Origin of the sequence: Escherichia sp. MOD1-EC6819, from assembly GCF_002965765.1 — a bacterium.
GTDB lineage: Bacteria > Pseudomonadota > Gammaproteobacteria > Enterobacterales > Enterobacteriaceae > Escherichia > Escherichia ruysiae.
In genome coordinates, this window is record NZ_PTRG01000009.1 from 247062 (window position 1) to 263565 (window position 16504).

The window sequence follows — 16504 nt, forward strand, 5'->3', positions numbered from 1 at the left end:
TAGCCGCATATTCTACCCGTTATCCACTGGCACGCCAAACCACTGATGATACCAACGAGGTAAAATTTGCTCTCTTAGGCTGCGTACCTGCCAGCCTTGCGCTGAAAAATCGACGGTTATTTGCCCCTGATGCGGGGTGTCAACCCATTGATATCCCTGAAGTTGATAGCGTCTTTTAACTTTACTGGAGGGTAGTCGCCATGCGTTATAGCGCGATGCCGATGCCAGTGCCACTTTTCCATTCACACGCTGAATTAATGGCAATGATGATGAGGTATTACTGCCATGATGGGGCACCTGAAGTAATGTTGCCTGCACGTGTTGCCAGTAACGACTTAGCATTTTTTGTTCAGCGAATGCTTCAATATCACCGGTTAAAAGAATGCTATACGTTCCGTCATCAATCTTAACCACACAGGAATGGTTATTTCCTTTATCGTTGCTACCTTGTAAAGGCCAGTGTGCGCTAAAACGTAATCCTTGCCACTGCCACGCTTCACCACGCATACAGGGCTGATGATGTTCCCAGTTTAAAGGACTTCTGACCCATAACGTCGGCCAGACACGTAATATCGAGTCCAGCCCTCCCCGATGATCCAGATGCTCATGACTCAGAATGACGCCTTCCGGTTCAAGGTTATGCCAGCGTAGCCAGGGGACAATCAGTTGTTGCCCGCTGTCACCTTCTGGCCAGGCGAGCCCCGTATCATAGAGAATCGCTTTGCCGTTTCGCGCAATTACCATTGCCAGCCCTTGCCCGACATCAAGCATATACACCTGCCACTCGTCAGACCGTGGTTTTTGCCACAATGGACAACACATCATTATGCCTCCAGCCACGCACAGCGCAGGCAACGTTCGCCATGCGTTTAGTCGCCATCCTACCAGTAATAACCAGGGAAAAAATGATATCCATTGCCAACGTTCAGCAATGTTGACCCATCCTTCCGGCAAGCTCTTTAACAACCAGAAAAGTAAAGCCAAAGATCTGTCGACCAGAAACCATAATCCTTGTTCCACGATTAATGGTCCGCTTAAATGCACTATCATCGCGGCGAGAATCAACGGAACCGTGATAAATGTCACTAAGGGAATAGCGAACAGATTTGCTATAAACGAGGTCAGGCTAATGCCATGAAATATGACTATTTGCACTGGCATGAGCAGAAGCGTTATTCCCAGTTGCAGATGGATGAAGGAAACAATAGCGCGCAATACTGGCGGCAGCGACCAGACCGGACAGGGAAACCACTGATACCAAAAAATCAGCGCCGCCACCGCTGCAGCAGAGAGCCACAAACTTTGCGAAAGGATGGCAACAGGATCCATTAGTAATATTGCCGCAAGGCAGCATAACCAGACATCCCAGCCACGCCATTGTCGCCCACTTAACTTAAGCATTCCCCACGTTGCAAGCGCCACGATAGTACGCAGTGCCGGAGGTTGCATACCAGTCAACCAGGCATAAAAAGCGGCACAGCAAATTCCGCCAATTAATGGCATCTGCCAGTGGATCCAATGACCAGGGAGGAAAATTTGCCCAACGCGAATGAGCCCGGCTGCCAGCAACGCCGCAAAAGCGATGTGCAATCCCGATATAGCCATTAAATGCGCTGTACCAGTATTGCGCATAATATCTTTGATTTCTTTAGGCACAGATAACCGTTCACCCATACCTAAGCCAAGAATCACCGCTTTCCACAGATAAGGTTGCAGGGTCGTTTGCAAAGAGGCCAGATATTGCGCCCGCAGACTACACCCCGGTTCAATGATTCTTGCCTGAAGAAAACGCCCGGTTAGAGTCTGGTGCTGGGCAATAGCATAACGCTGGCTGTCAAAGCCGCCATCATTAAGCTGACCGTGAACCGCACGAACTCTGAGTTTCATTGACCATTGTTGTCCGGCACAAACCGCTTGTGGCAGATACTCGCCATACAGCACGATGCCTGGCGCAGGGAAAAGACGTCGACCTTGTAGATGGGTAATTTGAGCGTAATGAGTGGTCATGCCGTCAGTAGCAGTAATTTCGACAATTGCATCCTGCGTCGCGCCAGTTAAGGTTTCTCCTGCCCACAAAATTTGCTTTGCCGCCAATACGCCCCAAAGGAAAAACAGCAATGTTAGCGTGAAATAACGAACGGCTTTTACAGGAATAAATGCCAGTACGCAGGCAAAGACAGTCAGACACGCAAGGGGTAATGTTCCAGGCAATTGCGGCAAAATCAGCAGCGGAAAAATTCCGCAAATAATGCATACACCGACTGTCGTTATTTTCATGCACCCCTCCCTGTTTTTGGAAAGTGTGCAACTTTGTTGAACGGTTGTCTGGCGGGAGTTTTGCGTTCCCCGAGACGGGTTCAGAAGAATTTAACGGAAAGGTGAAAACTACACAAAACTCTGCGAGGCAGCTTCCAGTTCCAGATTACAGAAATGAAAAAAGCACCCGACAGGTGCTTTTCTCGCGTTCAAGTTTGAGTGAAAACTTAACCGTAAATATTGGCGCGATCGCGCAGTTCTTTTCCTGGTTTAAAGTGAGGAACGTATTTTCCTTCCAGTTCTACTTTATCGCCAGTCTTCGGATTACGTCCGGTACGTGGTGCGCGGTAGTGCAAAGAGAAACTGCCGAAACCGCGGATTTCAATACGCTCGCCCTGCGCAAGAGTCGAGGCCATATGCTCCAGCATCTCTTTTACTGCATCTTCAACCGTCTTAGCGGGAATGTGCGATTGCTGGTTGGCAAGTCTTTCTATCAATTCTGACTTGGTCATGATTCCTCCGGTTCCTTAAAGGCAAATTAAGCGGCTGCTGTTGCTGCATTGATTAAGGGCGGCCGTAGCCGCCCTTAGTGCTTGATTACAGGACGAAACCTGCAATCTGTCAAGTAAACTCAACAAACTTCGGAATAAAAATCCCGAAGAGTCAGAGAATTACTCGCCTTTAGCTGCTTTGAAAGCTTCAGCCATTGCGTTGTTGGAGAAGTTTGCATCTTCCTGTTTGTTAACAGTTGCGATTGCATCTTTCTCGTCAGCTTCGTCTTTCGCACGAACAGACAGGCTGATTGCGCGGTTTTTACGATCAACGCCGGTGAATTTAGCTTCAACTTCGTCGCCAACGCTCAGAACCAGGGTAGCGTCTTCAACGCGGTCACGGGATGCTTCAGAAGCACGCAGGTAACCTTCAACGCCGTCAGCCAGTTCTACGGTTGCGCCTTTAGCGTCAACTGCAGTTACTTTACCAGTTACGATAGCGCCTTTCTTGTTCAGAGCAACCCAGTTGTTGAACGGATCTTCTGCGAGCTGTTTAACGCCCAGGGAGATACGTTCACGTTCTGCGTCAACTTGCAGAACAACTGCAGCGATTTCGTCGCCTTTTTTGTATTCACGAACTGCTTCTTCGCCTGCAACGTTCCAGGAGATGTCAGACAGGTGAACCAGGCCGTCGATGCCGCCGTCCAGGCCGATGAAGATACCGAAGTCAGTGATAGACTTGATTTTACCTTCAACACGGTCGCCCTTGTTGTGGGTTTCCGCGAACTGCTGCCACGGGTTAGCTTTGCACTGTTTCAGACCCAGGGAGATACGACGACGTTCTTCGTCGATATCCAGAACCATAACTTCCACTACATCGCCAACGTTAACAACTTTGGACGGGTGGATGTTTTTGTTGGTCCAATCCATTTCGGAAACGTGTACCAGGCCTTCAACGCCTTCTTCGATTTCAACGAAGCAGCCGTAGTCGGTCAGGTTGGTCACGCGACCAGTCAGTTTAGTACCTTCCGGATAACGTTTAGCGATAGCTACCCACGGATCTTCGCCCAGCTGTTTCAGGCCCAGGGATACACGGGTACGTTCGCGGTCGAACTTCAGCACTTTAACAGTGATTTCGTCGCCCACGTTGACGATTTCGCTCGGATGCTTAACGCGTTTCCAGGCCATGTCAGTGATGTGCAGCAGGCCGTCAACGCCGCCCAGATCAACGAATGCACCGTAGTCAGTGAGGTTCTTAACGATACCTTTAACTTCCATGCCTTCCTGCAGGTTTTCCAGCAGCTGATCGCGCTCTGCGCTGTTTTCGGATTCGATAACGGCACGACGAGAAACAACAACGTTGTTGCGCTTCTGATCCAGCTTGATTACTTTGAATTCAAGCTCTTTGCCTTCCAGGTGCAGAGTGTCACGCACCGGACGAACATCTACCAGAGAACCAGGCAGGAACGCACGAATACCGTTCAGCTCAACAGTGAAGCCGCCCTTAACTTTGCCGTTGATAACACCGGTAACAGTTTCAGCATCTTCGTAAGCTTTTTCCAGCGTGATCCAGGCTTCGTGACGTTTAGCTTTCTCACGGGACAGCAGAGTTTCACCGAAGCCGTCTTCTACTGCGTCCAGAGCAACGTCAACTTCGTCACCTACCTGGATTTCCAGCTCGCCCTGGGCGTTTTTGAACTGCTCAGCCGGGATGGCAGACTCAGATTTCAGACCAGCGTCAACCAGTACTACGTCTTTGTCGATAGCAACAACAACGCCACGAACGATAGAACCCGGGCGGGTTTCGATTTCTTTTAAGGACTCTTCAAAGAGTTGAGCAAAAGATTCAGTCATGTTTAATCTTCAGGTTTATATTTAACGTCCACCTGGCTCCGTGCCGGATGGGGTTGTTTAACATACCCGCTGTCATTCCATTGCAACGGGGGTACTGCAAATTCGGTCGCTTATGCGAGAGCCAATTTTTGGCGCGCGTAGTGTAACGCTTTTTCAATTACTTGCTCAATGCTTAAGGTGGTGGAATCCAACACTAAAGCATCGGCTGCCGGAACCAGTGGCGCTACCGCTCGGTTACGATCGCGGTCATCGCGTTCTTTGATCTCGGCCAAAAGGCGTTCAAAGTTAACACTAAAGCCCTTCTCCTGCAACTGTAGCATTCGGCGATGCGCACGTTCTTCCGAAGAGGCGTCAAGGAATATTTTCACTGGCGCATCAGGGAATACCACTGTTCCCATGTCGCGGCCATCGGCAATCAGGCCCGGCAATTCGCGAAACGCACGTTGGCGACGCAATAATGCTTCACGAACGCGTGGGAATGCCGCGACTTGTGAAGCGGCATTCGCCACTTCCTGAGTACGAATTTCACCGCTGACATCTTCCCCTTCGAGGATCACTTCCAGATTGCCATTGGTTGACACAAAACGTACATCCAGGTGGGATGCCAGCGGCACCAGAGCGTCTTCTGACGCCACATCAACATGGTGATGTAATGCCGCCAGCGCCAGTACGCGATAAATTGCACCCGAGTCCAGCAGATGCCATTGCAACGCTTCCGCCATAGCCTTACACAAGGTGCCTTTCCCTGCACCGCTTGGGCCATCAATGGTAATAACCGGGGCAATTGCCGTCATCTTTATCTCCTTAAAACAGGCGTACCGTTAACATAACCGCGCGCATTATACGCGTCGGCGCCACAAATCGTTAACGTTGTGTGCAAAAACCAGTTTTGTCTGTATTCAGATGGGGATTTATTGCGCAATTATAGCGGGCTGGCAGAAGACCAGCCCGAAAGATGACAATGATTTACTTACCAGAGGCGATACGATCACGGATGTGTTGCGCACGCTCTGTTGATGGTGGGTGAGAGTCAAACATGGACTGGGTACGACCGCCATCCAGGCTGGCCAGTTTTTCAAAGCTACCGACCAGTCCCTGGGTGCTGATGCCACGTTTCTTCAGCAGATCAAAGGAGAAATCATCTGCTTCAGACTCTTTATCGCGGGAGTATTTAGCATTGATAGCGCCTTCTGCGATATCACCTAATTGTGAACGGGAAAGCTGGGAAGCAACACCGCTGGTGGCGGAAATCGCATCACGTGCGGCAACAATCGCATAAGAGGCTTTCATTTCAGCCAGCGAGTGTCCCAATGCGACGTGGCCCAGTTCATGGCCCAGAACCCCTTCAATTTCGTTGTCGTTCATCATGTCCATCAGGCCACTGTAGACACGAACACAGCCGTTCGCCATCGCCCATGCGTTGACGTCGCTGGTCATATAAACCTTATAGTTGACCGGCGTGCCGTTAATATTGTTACCCAATGCTTTAGCGATTTTTGCCAGACGTTTACCGTACTTGCTGGATTTACTTGCGACTTGATTGCCGCTGTCCATTTCGGCACAGCCCTGATTGGCAATCGCTTTTGCATCGGCATCGCTTAACGTTACAGCTTTATAGGCATTTAAACCGGAGCTGATGGCCAGATCGGTATTAATACCATGCGTATTCTGACACCCCGTCAGCAATGCTGCAGAGGTCGCAATCGCCAGCAGTAATTTAGTATTCTTCATGTGAATCATCCGTTGATTAATCATATATAAATATTATGTATCAACAACTTACATTGACAGTTAACGCTACCATCAATAAAAATGGTTCACAATGTCCGAAAAAAAACGCCGACAATGTGTCGACGTTTTGATAAAGAAAGATTTGGCTATTTATTGCCCATCGTTTATTCAGGCAGCCTGGCTAATCCGCGCCAGTTGCTCGAAATAATCCGGAAATGTTTTGGCCGTACATTTTGGGTCAAGAATTGTCACCGGCGTATCTGACAAGGCCACCAGCGAGAAACACATCGCCATCCGGTGATCGTTATAAGTGGCTATCTCGGCAAAGTTCAGTTTTTCCGGCGGCGTAATGCGAATGAAATCATGTCCCTCTTCTACTTCCGCACCGACTTTACGCAACTCTGTTGCCATCGCAAACAGGCGATCCGTCTCTTTTACGCGCCAGTTATAAATATTGCGCAGCGTGGTGGTGCCTTTCGCAAAAAGCGCCGTTGTAGCAATGGTCATCGCCGCATCGGGAATATGGTTCATATCCATATCGATGGCGTTCAGTTCACCATGCGTGCAGGAAATATAATCATCGCCCCAGCAAATGGTCGCGCCCATTTTTTCCAGCACATCAGCAAAGCGAATATCACCCTGCATACTGTTGCGTCCAATGCCGGTCACTTTTACAGTGCCGCCTTTGATTGCTGCTGCTGCCAGGAAGTAAGAAGCTGAAGATGCATCGCCTTCGACCAAATAAGTACCCGGAGACTGATAAGACTGCCCGCCTTTTACGACAAATTGTTGATAGTGCTGATTTTCAATTTCAACACCAAACGTCTTCATCAGGTTGAGCGTGATGTCGATATAAGGTTTAGAAACCAGATCACCTTTAATACGAATCACCGTATCTTCCGACGCAAGCGGCGCGGTCATTAACAGTGCGGTGAGGAACTGGCTGGAAACGGAGCCATCGACTTCTACGTTGCCCCCCACAAACCCCCCCTGTAAACGCAGCGGTGGGTAATTCTTTTGTTCCAGGTAAGTAATTTTCGCCCCGCCCTGGAGCAGCGCATCCACCAGATGACCAATCGGGCGCTCTTTCATGCGAGTCTCACCCGTCAGGACAATATCATTGCTTCCCAGACAAAGTGCCGCCGCCAGCGGACGCATCGCTGTTCCCGCATTACCCAGGAACAACTCCAGCGCATTTTCCACATGTAATGGACCGCCGTTACCGATGATTTCGCAGCGCGTACGATCGGCAGAAAGCGTATAGCTCACTCCCAATGCCTGCAACGCATTCAGCATATGACGAACATCATCGCTATCCAGCAGATTGGTTAATACTGTTTTGCCGTGTGCTAATGCCGCCAGCAATAAAGCGCGGTTAGAAACGCTCTTGGAACCAGGCAGATTAATAGTGCCATCGACACGGGCGATGGGGTGTAACGTCAGGGATTCCATGAACTCAACTCTCTACAACCGAAATAAAAACCCCACAGTCTGGCTGTGGGGATTAAGCAAATTTTAGACATTAGCCGTGACGACGTTCGAACTCAACCATGAAATCTGTCAAAGCTTTAACGCCTTCCAGCGGCATCGCGTTATAAATAGAAGCGCGCATTCCGCCGACTACACGGTGACCTTTCAGAGCATGAAGACCAGCGGCAAAAGACTCTTCGAGGAACAGCTTGTCAAGCGCACTATCTGCTAACTGGAACGGCACATTCATCCGCGAACGGTTAGCTTTCGCCACATCATTACGGTAGAAATCGCTGTTATCAATCACGCCATACAGCAGTTCTGCTTTTTGCTGATTGATATTATCCATTGCAGCCACGCCACCGTTCGCTTTTAGCCATTTGAAGACCAGGCCAGATAAATACCAGGCAAATGTTGGCGGCGTATTAAACATGGAGTCGTTATCGTTGAGGATGGAATAATCCAGAATCGACGGGCAGGCGATATTTGCTTTACCCAGCAAATCTTCGCGAACAATAACGATCGTCAGGCCAGCCGGGCCGATATTTTTCTGCGCGCCAGCGTAAATCACGCCATAACGGCTGACATCAATCGGGCGGGAAAGAATCGTTGAAGAAAAGTCGGCAGCGACCACCACATCTTTGCCGAAGTCTGGCGTTTCGTCGATGGCGATACCGTCGATGGTTTCATTCGGGCAGTAATGCATATAAGCAGCATTATCTGAGAGTTGCCATTCACGCATTGGCTTAACCGCGCGCAGGCCATCAACAGTCACTTTGGCGTCAAACACATTTGGCGTGCAGTATTTTTTCGCTTCTTTGATGGCGCTTGCCGCCCAGTAGCCGGCATCAACATAATCTGCGGTGGTTTTATCACCAAGAATATTCAGAGGTACAGCAGCAAACTGACCGCGACCGCCGCCGTGACAGAATAATACTTTGTAATTGGAGGGGACGTTAAGAAGATCGCGAAAATCCTTCTCGGCTTCCTCTGCAACCTGAATGAACTCTTTGCCACGGTGGCTCACTTCCATCACCGACGTGCCAAGACCGTTCCAGTCGCACAGTTCCTGTTGAGCCTGTTTAAGCACCTCTGCCGGTAGCATTGCCGGACCAGAACTAAAATTGAAGATTTGAGCCATTTCCCCTCACCACGTTGCGTTGCTATTAACCCCGGTCAATCGATTGCGACCGCAGGTAATACGTTATTCCTGTGGCTATCGGTTTTATCATTCAGTGACACGCATCGCAATGGGTAAAACCGTTGAGAGCAAAAATGCGGTACGCGTCACACAATAGAAAATCTCGGATTATTGGAAAAAAACCGATATTTTTGCTGTCAGGTCACTCGTTTTGCCCGACTTGCCTTCGTCCATTCTGGATTTGCACAGCGCGGACATAATTGTTTTTCACCCGCCTTCATGTGAATGATTTCACTGCAACGGATGCAGGCATAGTCCGCCGACTCCGGCACCACTTTATAACGCTGGGTACAATCACTGGGTAAAATAAGTAACCCCGGCTTCACCTTGTCATCTTCAAAGAAATAGACGCTGATTTCACCGTTGGTTTCAAGAATAGCCAGGCGTACCTGTCCCAGTTGTTCTACACCACGCAGTCGCAGCTCCATAAAAAACTCAAATTCCGTCATGTTGGAGTTATTGAGTTTCGACCAGGCCAGTTCGCCATCTTCAATAATGACAACCGGCTTGCCCTCCAGCAGATCTTCCAGTTTCTCACTGTGCGCCATCAGCCACATCACAAGGCGGTATAACAACGCCAGGGTAATGAAGACGATAAGCACCGGGATCATCGGCACATCGTCGTAAAACGCCACATCCCCTGCTGCCGACCCCAGTGTCAGAATGATTAACACTTCAAACAGCGACATTTGCCGCACTCCACGCCTACCTGTCATTTTAAGAAACAGAAAGACCAGTACAAAGGTATAGAGACTGCGTAGAGCGACTTCGCCAAGAAAATCCAGCGGCACTTTATCGAATGCCATACGGTGGAGATCGAACGCCTTCATTTTTATGCTCTTATCGTAATTTATCCGCTAAAAGCATAGTCAACAGTTCACCGGCGTGGCGGCGGTGATAGCGCCTTTGAGATAAAACCCGTATTATTGCGCGCTTTCCGTACGACTAAAGTGATTTTCATGACACAAACATTTATCCCCGGCAAAGATGCCGCCCTGGAAGATTCCATCGCTCGCTTCCAGCAAAAACTCTCCGACCTCGGTTTTCAGATTGAAGAAGCTTCCTGGCTGAATCCGGTGCCTAACGTCTGGTCTGTACATATTCGCGACAAAGAGTGCGCGCTGTGTTTTACCAACGGTAAAGGCGCAACCAAAAAAGCGGCGCTGGCTTCTGCTCTGGGTGAATATTTCGAGCGTCTCTCAACCAACTACTTTTTTGCTGATTTCTGGCTGGGCGAAACTATCGCCAACGGTTCGTTCGTCCATTATCCCAACGAAAAATGGTTTCCACTAACCGAAAACGATGATGTGCCGGAAGGCCTGCTTGATGACCGTCTGCGCGCATTTTACGACCCGGAAAATGAATTGACCGGCAGTATGCTGATTGATCTGCAATCCGGTAATGACGATCGCGGTATATGTGGCCTGCCGTTTACGCGCCAGTCTGACAATCAGACCGTCTATATTCCGATGAATATTATCGGTAACCTGTACGTTTCCAATGGTATGTCCGCTGGCAATACCCGCAACGAGGCGCGCGTTCAGGGGTTGTCCGAAGTTTTCGAACGCTACGTGAAAAACCGCATTATTGCTGAAAGCATCAGCTTGCCGGAGATCCCGGCAGAGGTGCTTGCACGTTATCCGGCTGTAGTTGAAGCGATCGAAACACTGGAAGCGGAAGGTTTCCCAATCTTTGCTTATGACGGCTCGCTTGGCGGTCAGTATCCAGTGATCTGCGTCGTACTGTTCAACCCGACCAATGGCACTTGTTTTGCCTCCTTCGGCGCGCATCCTGATTTTGGCGTTGCACTGGAACGTACCGTGACCGAGCTGCTGCAGGGTCGTGGCCTGAAAGATCTGGATGTGTTTACTCCGCCGACCTTCGATGATGAAGAAGTCGCCGAACATACTAACCTCGAAACGCACTTTATCGATTCCAGCGGTTTGATCTCCTGGGATCTTTTCAAACAAGATGCCGATTATCCGTTTGTGGACTGGAATTTCTCTGGCACCACTGAAGAAGAGTTCGCCACGCTGATGGCTATCTTCAACAAAGAGGATAAAGAAGTTTATATTGCCGATTACGAGCATCTGGGCGTTTATGCTTGCCGCATTATCGTACCTGGTATGTCCGATATTTATCCGGCAGAAGATCTGTGGCTGGCAAATAACAGTATGGGCAGCCATTTACGTGAAACGATTCTTTCGCTACCAGGCAGCGAGTGGGAAAAAGAAGATTACCTGAACCTCATCGAGCAACTGGATGAAGAAGGTTTTGATGACTTTACCCGCGTGCGTGAGCTGTTAGGTCTGGCGACCGGGTCAGATAACGGTTGGTATACCCTGCGTATCGGTGAATTAAAAGCAATGCTGGCACTGGCTGGCGGCGATCTGGAACAAGCTCTGGTCTGGACTGAATGGACGATGGAATTTAACTCATCGGTGTTCAGTCCGGAACGCGCCAACTATTATCGATGCCTGCAAACATTGTTATTGCTGGCGCAGGAAGAAGATCGCCAGCCGCTGCAATATCTGAATGCCTTCGTTCGTATGTACGGCGCAGACGCGGTAGAAGCAGCCAGTGCGGCAATGAGTGGCGAAGCGGCGTTTTATGGCCTGCAACCGGTAGATAGCGATCTGCACGCGTTTGCGGCGCATCAGTCGCTGTTAAAAGCCTACGAAAAGCTGCAGCGTGCCAAAGCGGCATTCTGGGCAAAATAAAATCAAATAGCCTACGCAATGTAGGCTTAATGATTCGGCTGAGTTATATTACGGGGCGTTTTTTTAATGCCCCGCTTTACATATATTTGCATTAATAAAATAATTGTAATTATAAAGTTAAATATCGGTAATTTGTATTTAGTAAATACGATCGATATTGTTACTTTATTTGTCTGATGCTCCCTTTTAATTAACTGTTTTAGCGGAGGATGTGGAAAAAATTCAACTCATTTGTTAATTTTTAAAATTTATTTTTATTTGGATAATCAAATATTTACTCCGTATTTGCATAAAAACCATGCGAGTTACGGGCCTATAAGCCAGGCGAGATATGATCTATATCAATTTCTCATCTATAATGCTTTGTTAGTATCTCGTCGCCGACTTAATAAAGAGAGAGTTAGTGTGAAAGCTGACAACCCTTTTGATCTTTTACTTCCTGCAGCAATGGCCAAAGTGGCCGAAGAGGCAGGTGTCTATAAAGCAACGAAACATCCGCTTAAGACTTTCTATCTGGCGATTACCGCCGGTGTTTTCATCTCAATCGCATTCGTCTTCTATATCACAGCAACTACTGGCACAGGCACAATGCCCTTTGGCATGGCTAAACTGGTTGGCGGCATTTGCTTCTCTCTGGGGCTGATTCTTTGTGTTGTCTGCGGAGCCGATCTCTTTACTTCTACAGTGTTGATTGTTGTTGCCAAGGCGAGTGGGCGCATCACCTGGGGTCAGTTAGCGAAAAACTGGCTGAACGTCTATTTTGGCAACCTGGTCGGCGCGTTGTTATTTGTGCTTTTAATGTGGCTTTCCGGCGAGTATATGACCGCAAATGGTCAATGGGGACTAAACGTCCTACAAACCGCCGACCACAAAGTACACCATACTTTTATTGAGGCTGTCTGCCTCGGTATCCTGGCTAACCTGATGGTATGCCTGGCAGTATGGATGAGCTATTCTGGCCGCAGCCTGATGGACAAAGCGTTTATCATGGTGCTGCCGGTCGCGATGTTTGTTGCCAGCGGTTTTGAGCACAGTATCGCAAACATGTTTATGATCCCGATGGGTATTGTAATCCGCGACTTCGCATCTCCGGAATTCTGGACCGCTGTCGGTTCTGCACCGGAAAATTTTTCTCACCTGACCGTGATGAACTTCATCACTGATAACCTGATTCCGGTTACGATCGGTAATATTATCGGCGGTGGTTTGTTGGTTGGGTTGACATACTGGGTCATTTACCTGCGTGAAAACGACAACCATTAATGGTTGTCGAAGTACGCAGTAAATAAAAAATCCACTTAAGAAGGTAGGTGTTACATGTCCGAGCTTAATGAAAAGTTAGCCACAGCCTGGGAAGGTTTTACCAAAGGTGACTGGCAGAATGAAGTAAACGTCCGTGACTTCATTCAGAAAAACTACACTCCGTACGAGGGTGACGAGTCCTTCCTGGCTGGCGCTACTGAAGCGACCACCACCCTGTGGGACAAAGTAATGGAAGGCGTTAAACTGGAAAACCGCACTCACGCGCCAGTTGACTTTGACACCGCTGTTGCTTCCACCATCACTTCTCACGACGCTGGCTACATCAACAAGCAGCTTGAGAAAATCGTTGGTCTGCAGACTGAAGCTCCGCTGAAACGTGCTCTTATCCCGTTCGGTGGTATCAAAATGATCGAAGGTTCCTGCAAAGCGTACAACCGCGAACTGGATCCGATGATCAAAAAAATCTTCACTGAATACCGTAAAACTCACAACCAGGGCGTGTTCGACGTTTACACTCCGGACATCCTGCGTTGCCGTAAATCCGGTGTTCTGACCGGCCTGCCAGATGCTTATGGCCGTGGTCGTATCATCGGTGACTACCGTCGCGTTGCGCTGTACGGTATCGACTACCTGATGAAAGACAAACTGGCACAGTTCACCTCTCTGCAGGCTGATCTGGAAAACGGCGTAAACCTGGAACAGACCATCCGTCTGCGCGAAGAAATCGCTGAACAGCACCGCGCTCTGGGTCAGATGAAAGAAATGGCTGCTAAATACGGCTACGACATCTCTGGTCCGGCTACCAACGCTCAGGAAGCTATCCAGTGGACTTACTTCGGCTACCTGGCTGCTGTTAAGTCTCAGAACGGTGCTGCAATGTCCTTCGGTCGTACTTCCACCTTCCTGGATGTGTACATCGAACGCGACCTGAAAGCTGGCAAGATCACCGAACAAGAAGCGCAGGAAATGGTTGACCACCTGGTCATGAAACTGCGTATGGTTCGCTTCCTGCGTACTCCGGAGTACGATGAACTGTTCTCTGGCGACCCGATCTGGGCAACCGAATCTATCGGTGGTATGGGCCTCGACGGTCGTACCCTGGTTACCAAAAACAGCTTCCGTTTCCTGAACACCCTGTACACCATGGGTCCGTCTCCGGAACCGAACATGACCATTCTGTGGTCTGAAAAACTGCCGCTGAACTTCAAGAAATTCGCCGCTAAAGTGTCCATCGACACCTCTTCTCTGCAGTATGAGAACGATGACCTGATGCGTCCGGACTTCAACAACGATGACTACGCTATCGCTTGCTGCGTAAGCCCGATGATCGTTGGTAAACAAATGCAGTTCTTCGGTGCGCGTGCAAACCTGGCGAAAACCATGCTGTACGCAATCAACGGCGGCGTTGACGAAAAACTGAAAATGCAGGTTGGTCCGAAATCTGAACCGATCAAAGGCGACGTCCTGAACTACGATGAAGTGATGGAGCGCATGGATCACTTCATGGACTGGCTGGCTAAACAGTACATCACTGCACTGAATATCATCCACTACATGCACGACAAGTACAGCTACGAAGCCTCTCTGATGGCGCTGCACGACCGTGACGTTATCCGCACCATGGCGTGTGGTATCGCTGGTCTGTCCGTTGCTGCTGACTCCCTGTCTGCAATCAAATATGCGAAAGTTAAACCGATTCGTGACGAAGACGGTCTGGCTATCGACTTCGAAATCGAAGGCGAATACCCGCAGTTTGGTAACAACGATCCGCGTGTAGATGACCTGGCTGTTGATCTGGTAGAACGTTTCATGAAGAAAATTCAGAAACTGCACACCTACCGTGACGCTATCCCGACTCAGTCTGTTCTGACCATCACTTCTAACGTTGTGTATGGTAAGAAAACGGGTAACACCCCAGACGGTCGTCGTGCTGGCGCGCCGTTCGGACCGGGTGCTAACCCGATGCACGGTCGTGACCAGAAAGGTGCTGTAGCGTCTCTGACTTCCGTTGCTAAACTGCCGTTCGCCTACGCTAAAGATGGTATCTCCTACACCTTCTCTATCGTTCCGAACGCACTGGGTAAAGACGACGAAGTTCGTAAGACCAACCTGGCAGGTCTGATGGATGGTTACTTCCACCACGAAGCATCCATCGAAGGTGGTCAGCACCTGAACGTTAACGTGATGAACCGTGAAATGCTGCTCGACGCGATGGAAAACCCGGAAAAATATCCGCAGCTGACCATCCGTGTATCTGGCTACGCAGTACGTTTCAACTCGCTGACTAAAGAACAGCAGCAGGACGTTATTACTCGTACCTTCACTCAGTCTATGTAATTAGATTTGACTGAAATCGTACAGTAAAAAGCGTACAATAAAGGCTCCACGAAAGTGGGGCCTTTTTTAGCAAGAGAGCCTTTTTTGTCAGCTATCTATACTTTAAGGTAACTGCCAAAACAGACTCGACGTAGCCTTCGAGCTGCGCACCAACACGGCCTCAGATGGGCCACATCTGGAGAAACACCGCAATGTCAGTTATTGGTCGCATTCACTCCTTTGAATCCTGTGGAACCGTAGACGGTCCAGGTATTCGCTTTATCACCTTTTTCCAGGGCTGCCTGATGCGCTGCCTGTATTGTCATAACCGCGACACCTGGGACACGCATGGCGGTAAAGAAGTTACCGTTGAAGATTTAATGAAGGAAGTGGTGACCTATCGCCACTTTATGAACGCTTCCGGCGGCGGCGTTACCGCATCCGGTGGTGAAGCAATCCTGCAAGCCGAGTTCGTTCGCGACTGGTTCCGCGCCTGCAAAAAAGAAGGCATTCATACCTGTCTCGACACTAACGGTTTTGTTCGTCGTTACGATCCAGTAATTGATGAACTGCTGGAAGTGACCGACCTGGTAATGCTTGATCTCAAACAGATGAACGACGAAATCCACCAGAATCTGGTGGGCGTTTCCAACCATCGTACACTCGAGTTTGCTAAATATCTGGCGAACAAAAATGTGAAAGTCTGGATACGTTATGTCGTAGTACCTGGCTGGTCTGACGATGACGATTCAGCTCATCGCCTCGGTGAATTTACTCGCGATATGGGTAACGTCGAAAAAATCGAGCTCCTCCCCTACCATGAGTTAGGCAAACATAAGTGGGTGGCGATGGGCGAAGAGTACAAACTCGACGGTGTGAAACCACCGAAAAAAGAAACCATGGAGCGCGTAAAAGGGATTCTTGAGCAATATGGTCATAAGGTGATGTTCTAAAACATCATATTTCGACCTGGGTCCCTTCCTTTAGTAGTAATGAGTAAATCAGCGTTGAGAACATGCTCGACGCTGATTTACTAGACTTAATTTCCGAGATTTAACCTTCTGATTCTACCTCGTTACCAGTCGGCGTAAGGTATCAGCGGCTGCGGCGGTAAATCCATGTCGCCCTGCCATCCGGCGGCGGAATACCGCACGTAGAGCAGGAAATGGCTTGGCGCATAATCTTTCGCCTGCTGGATATCG

The 16504-nt window shown here is 49.2% G+C and carries 12 protein-coding genes and 1 pseudogene; 4 read left to right on the plus strand and 9 right to left on the minus strand.

The window, feature by feature from the left end:
- Positions 1 to 12 precede the first annotated feature (12 nt).
- The 8 genes from A7Z06_RS15120 to A7Z06_RS15155 all read right to left on the minus strand — a co-directional run bounded on the left by A7Z06_RS15120 (position 13) and on the right by A7Z06_RS15155 (position 9833).
- Positions 13 to 2277 (minus strand): ComEC family protein, encoded by a 2265-nt coding sequence (locus tag A7Z06_RS15120; protein ID WP_000705671.1) that lies wholly within the window; start codon positions 2275 to 2277, stop codon positions 13 to 15.
- Between the two features lie 206 nt (positions 2278 to 2483).
- Positions 2484 to 2768 carry an integration host factor subunit beta gene (ihfB, locus tag A7Z06_RS15125; protein ID WP_000167328.1) on the minus strand — a complete coding sequence of 95 codons (285 nt, stop codon included), beginning with the start codon at positions 2766 to 2768 and terminating at the stop codon, positions 2484 to 2486.
- A gap of 159 nt (positions 2769 to 2927) precedes the next feature.
- Positions 2928 to 4601: a 30S ribosomal protein S1 gene (gene rpsA / locus A7Z06_RS15130; protein ID WP_000140327.1), complete on the minus strand. Its 1674-nt coding sequence runs from the start codon at positions 4599 to 4601 to the stop codon at positions 2928 to 2930.
- A gap of 110 nt (positions 4602 to 4711) precedes the next feature.
- Positions 4712 to 5395: a (d)CMP kinase gene (cmk, locus tag A7Z06_RS15135; protein ID WP_000125014.1), complete on the minus strand. Its 684-nt coding sequence runs from the start codon at positions 5393 to 5395 to the stop codon at positions 4712 to 4714.
- Positions 5396 to 5567: 172 nt separating this feature from the next.
- A complete protein-coding gene (gene ycaL, locus A7Z06_RS15140; RefSeq protein ID WP_010344473.1) occupies positions 5568 to 6332 on the minus strand; it encodes a metallopeptidase YcaL in 765 nt (254 codons plus the stop codon).
- A gap of 168 nt (positions 6333 to 6500) precedes the next feature.
- Complete coding sequence (gene aroA / locus A7Z06_RS15145) at positions 6501 to 7784, minus strand: 3-phosphoshikimate 1-carboxyvinyltransferase (RefSeq protein ID WP_000445176.1); 1284 nt, start codon at positions 7782 to 7784, stop codon at positions 6501 to 6503.
- 70 nt (positions 7785 to 7854) lie between these two features.
- Positions 7855 to 8943 carry a 3-phosphoserine/phosphohydroxythreonine transaminase gene (gene serC / locus A7Z06_RS15150; RefSeq protein WP_000057126.1) on the minus strand — a complete coding sequence of 363 codons (1089 nt, stop codon included), beginning with the start codon at positions 8941 to 8943 and terminating at the stop codon, positions 7855 to 7857.
- A 197-nt stretch (positions 8944 to 9140) separates the two neighbouring features.
- Positions 9141 to 9833, minus strand: coding sequence for a DUF421 domain-containing protein (locus A7Z06_RS15155; protein ID WP_000642857.1), 693 nt, complete (start codon positions 9831 to 9833; stop codon positions 9141 to 9143).
- Between the two features lie 129 nt (positions 9834 to 9962).
- Between A7Z06_RS15155 and ycaO the strand changes: the two genes are divergently transcribed.
- The 4 genes from ycaO (at position 9963) to pflA (ending at position 16255) form a co-directional block, all read left to right on the plus strand.
- On the plus strand, positions 9963 to 11723 hold the full coding sequence (gene ycaO, locus A7Z06_RS15160; RefSeq protein WP_010344476.1) for a 30S ribosomal protein S12 methylthiotransferase accessory factor YcaO: 1761 nt from the start codon (positions 9963 to 9965) through the stop codon (positions 11721 to 11723).
- Between the two features lie 405 nt (positions 11724 to 12128).
- Positions 12129 to 12986, plus strand: coding sequence for a formate transporter FocA (focA, locus tag A7Z06_RS15165; protein ID WP_000642547.1), 858 nt, complete (start codon positions 12129 to 12131; stop codon positions 12984 to 12986).
- Positions 12987 to 13040: 54 nt separating this feature from the next.
- The gene (pflB, locus tag A7Z06_RS15170; protein ID WP_001292822.1) at positions 13041 to 15323 is read left to right on the plus strand and encodes a formate C-acetyltransferase; all 2283 of its coding nucleotides are present in this window, start codon (positions 13041 to 13043) and stop codon (positions 15321 to 15323) included.
- A gap of 191 nt (positions 15324 to 15514) precedes the next feature.
- Positions 15515 to 16255: a pyruvate formate lyase 1-activating protein gene (pflA, locus tag A7Z06_RS15175; RefSeq protein WP_000111043.1), complete on the plus strand. Its 741-nt coding sequence runs from the start codon at positions 15515 to 15517 to the stop codon at positions 16253 to 16255.
- A 122-nt stretch (positions 16256 to 16377) separates the two neighbouring features.
- Here pflA and A7Z06_RS22325 read toward each other — a convergent pair.
- Positions 16378 to 16504: pseudogene (locus A7Z06_RS22325) on the minus strand (hypothetical protein); the annotation flags it as partial.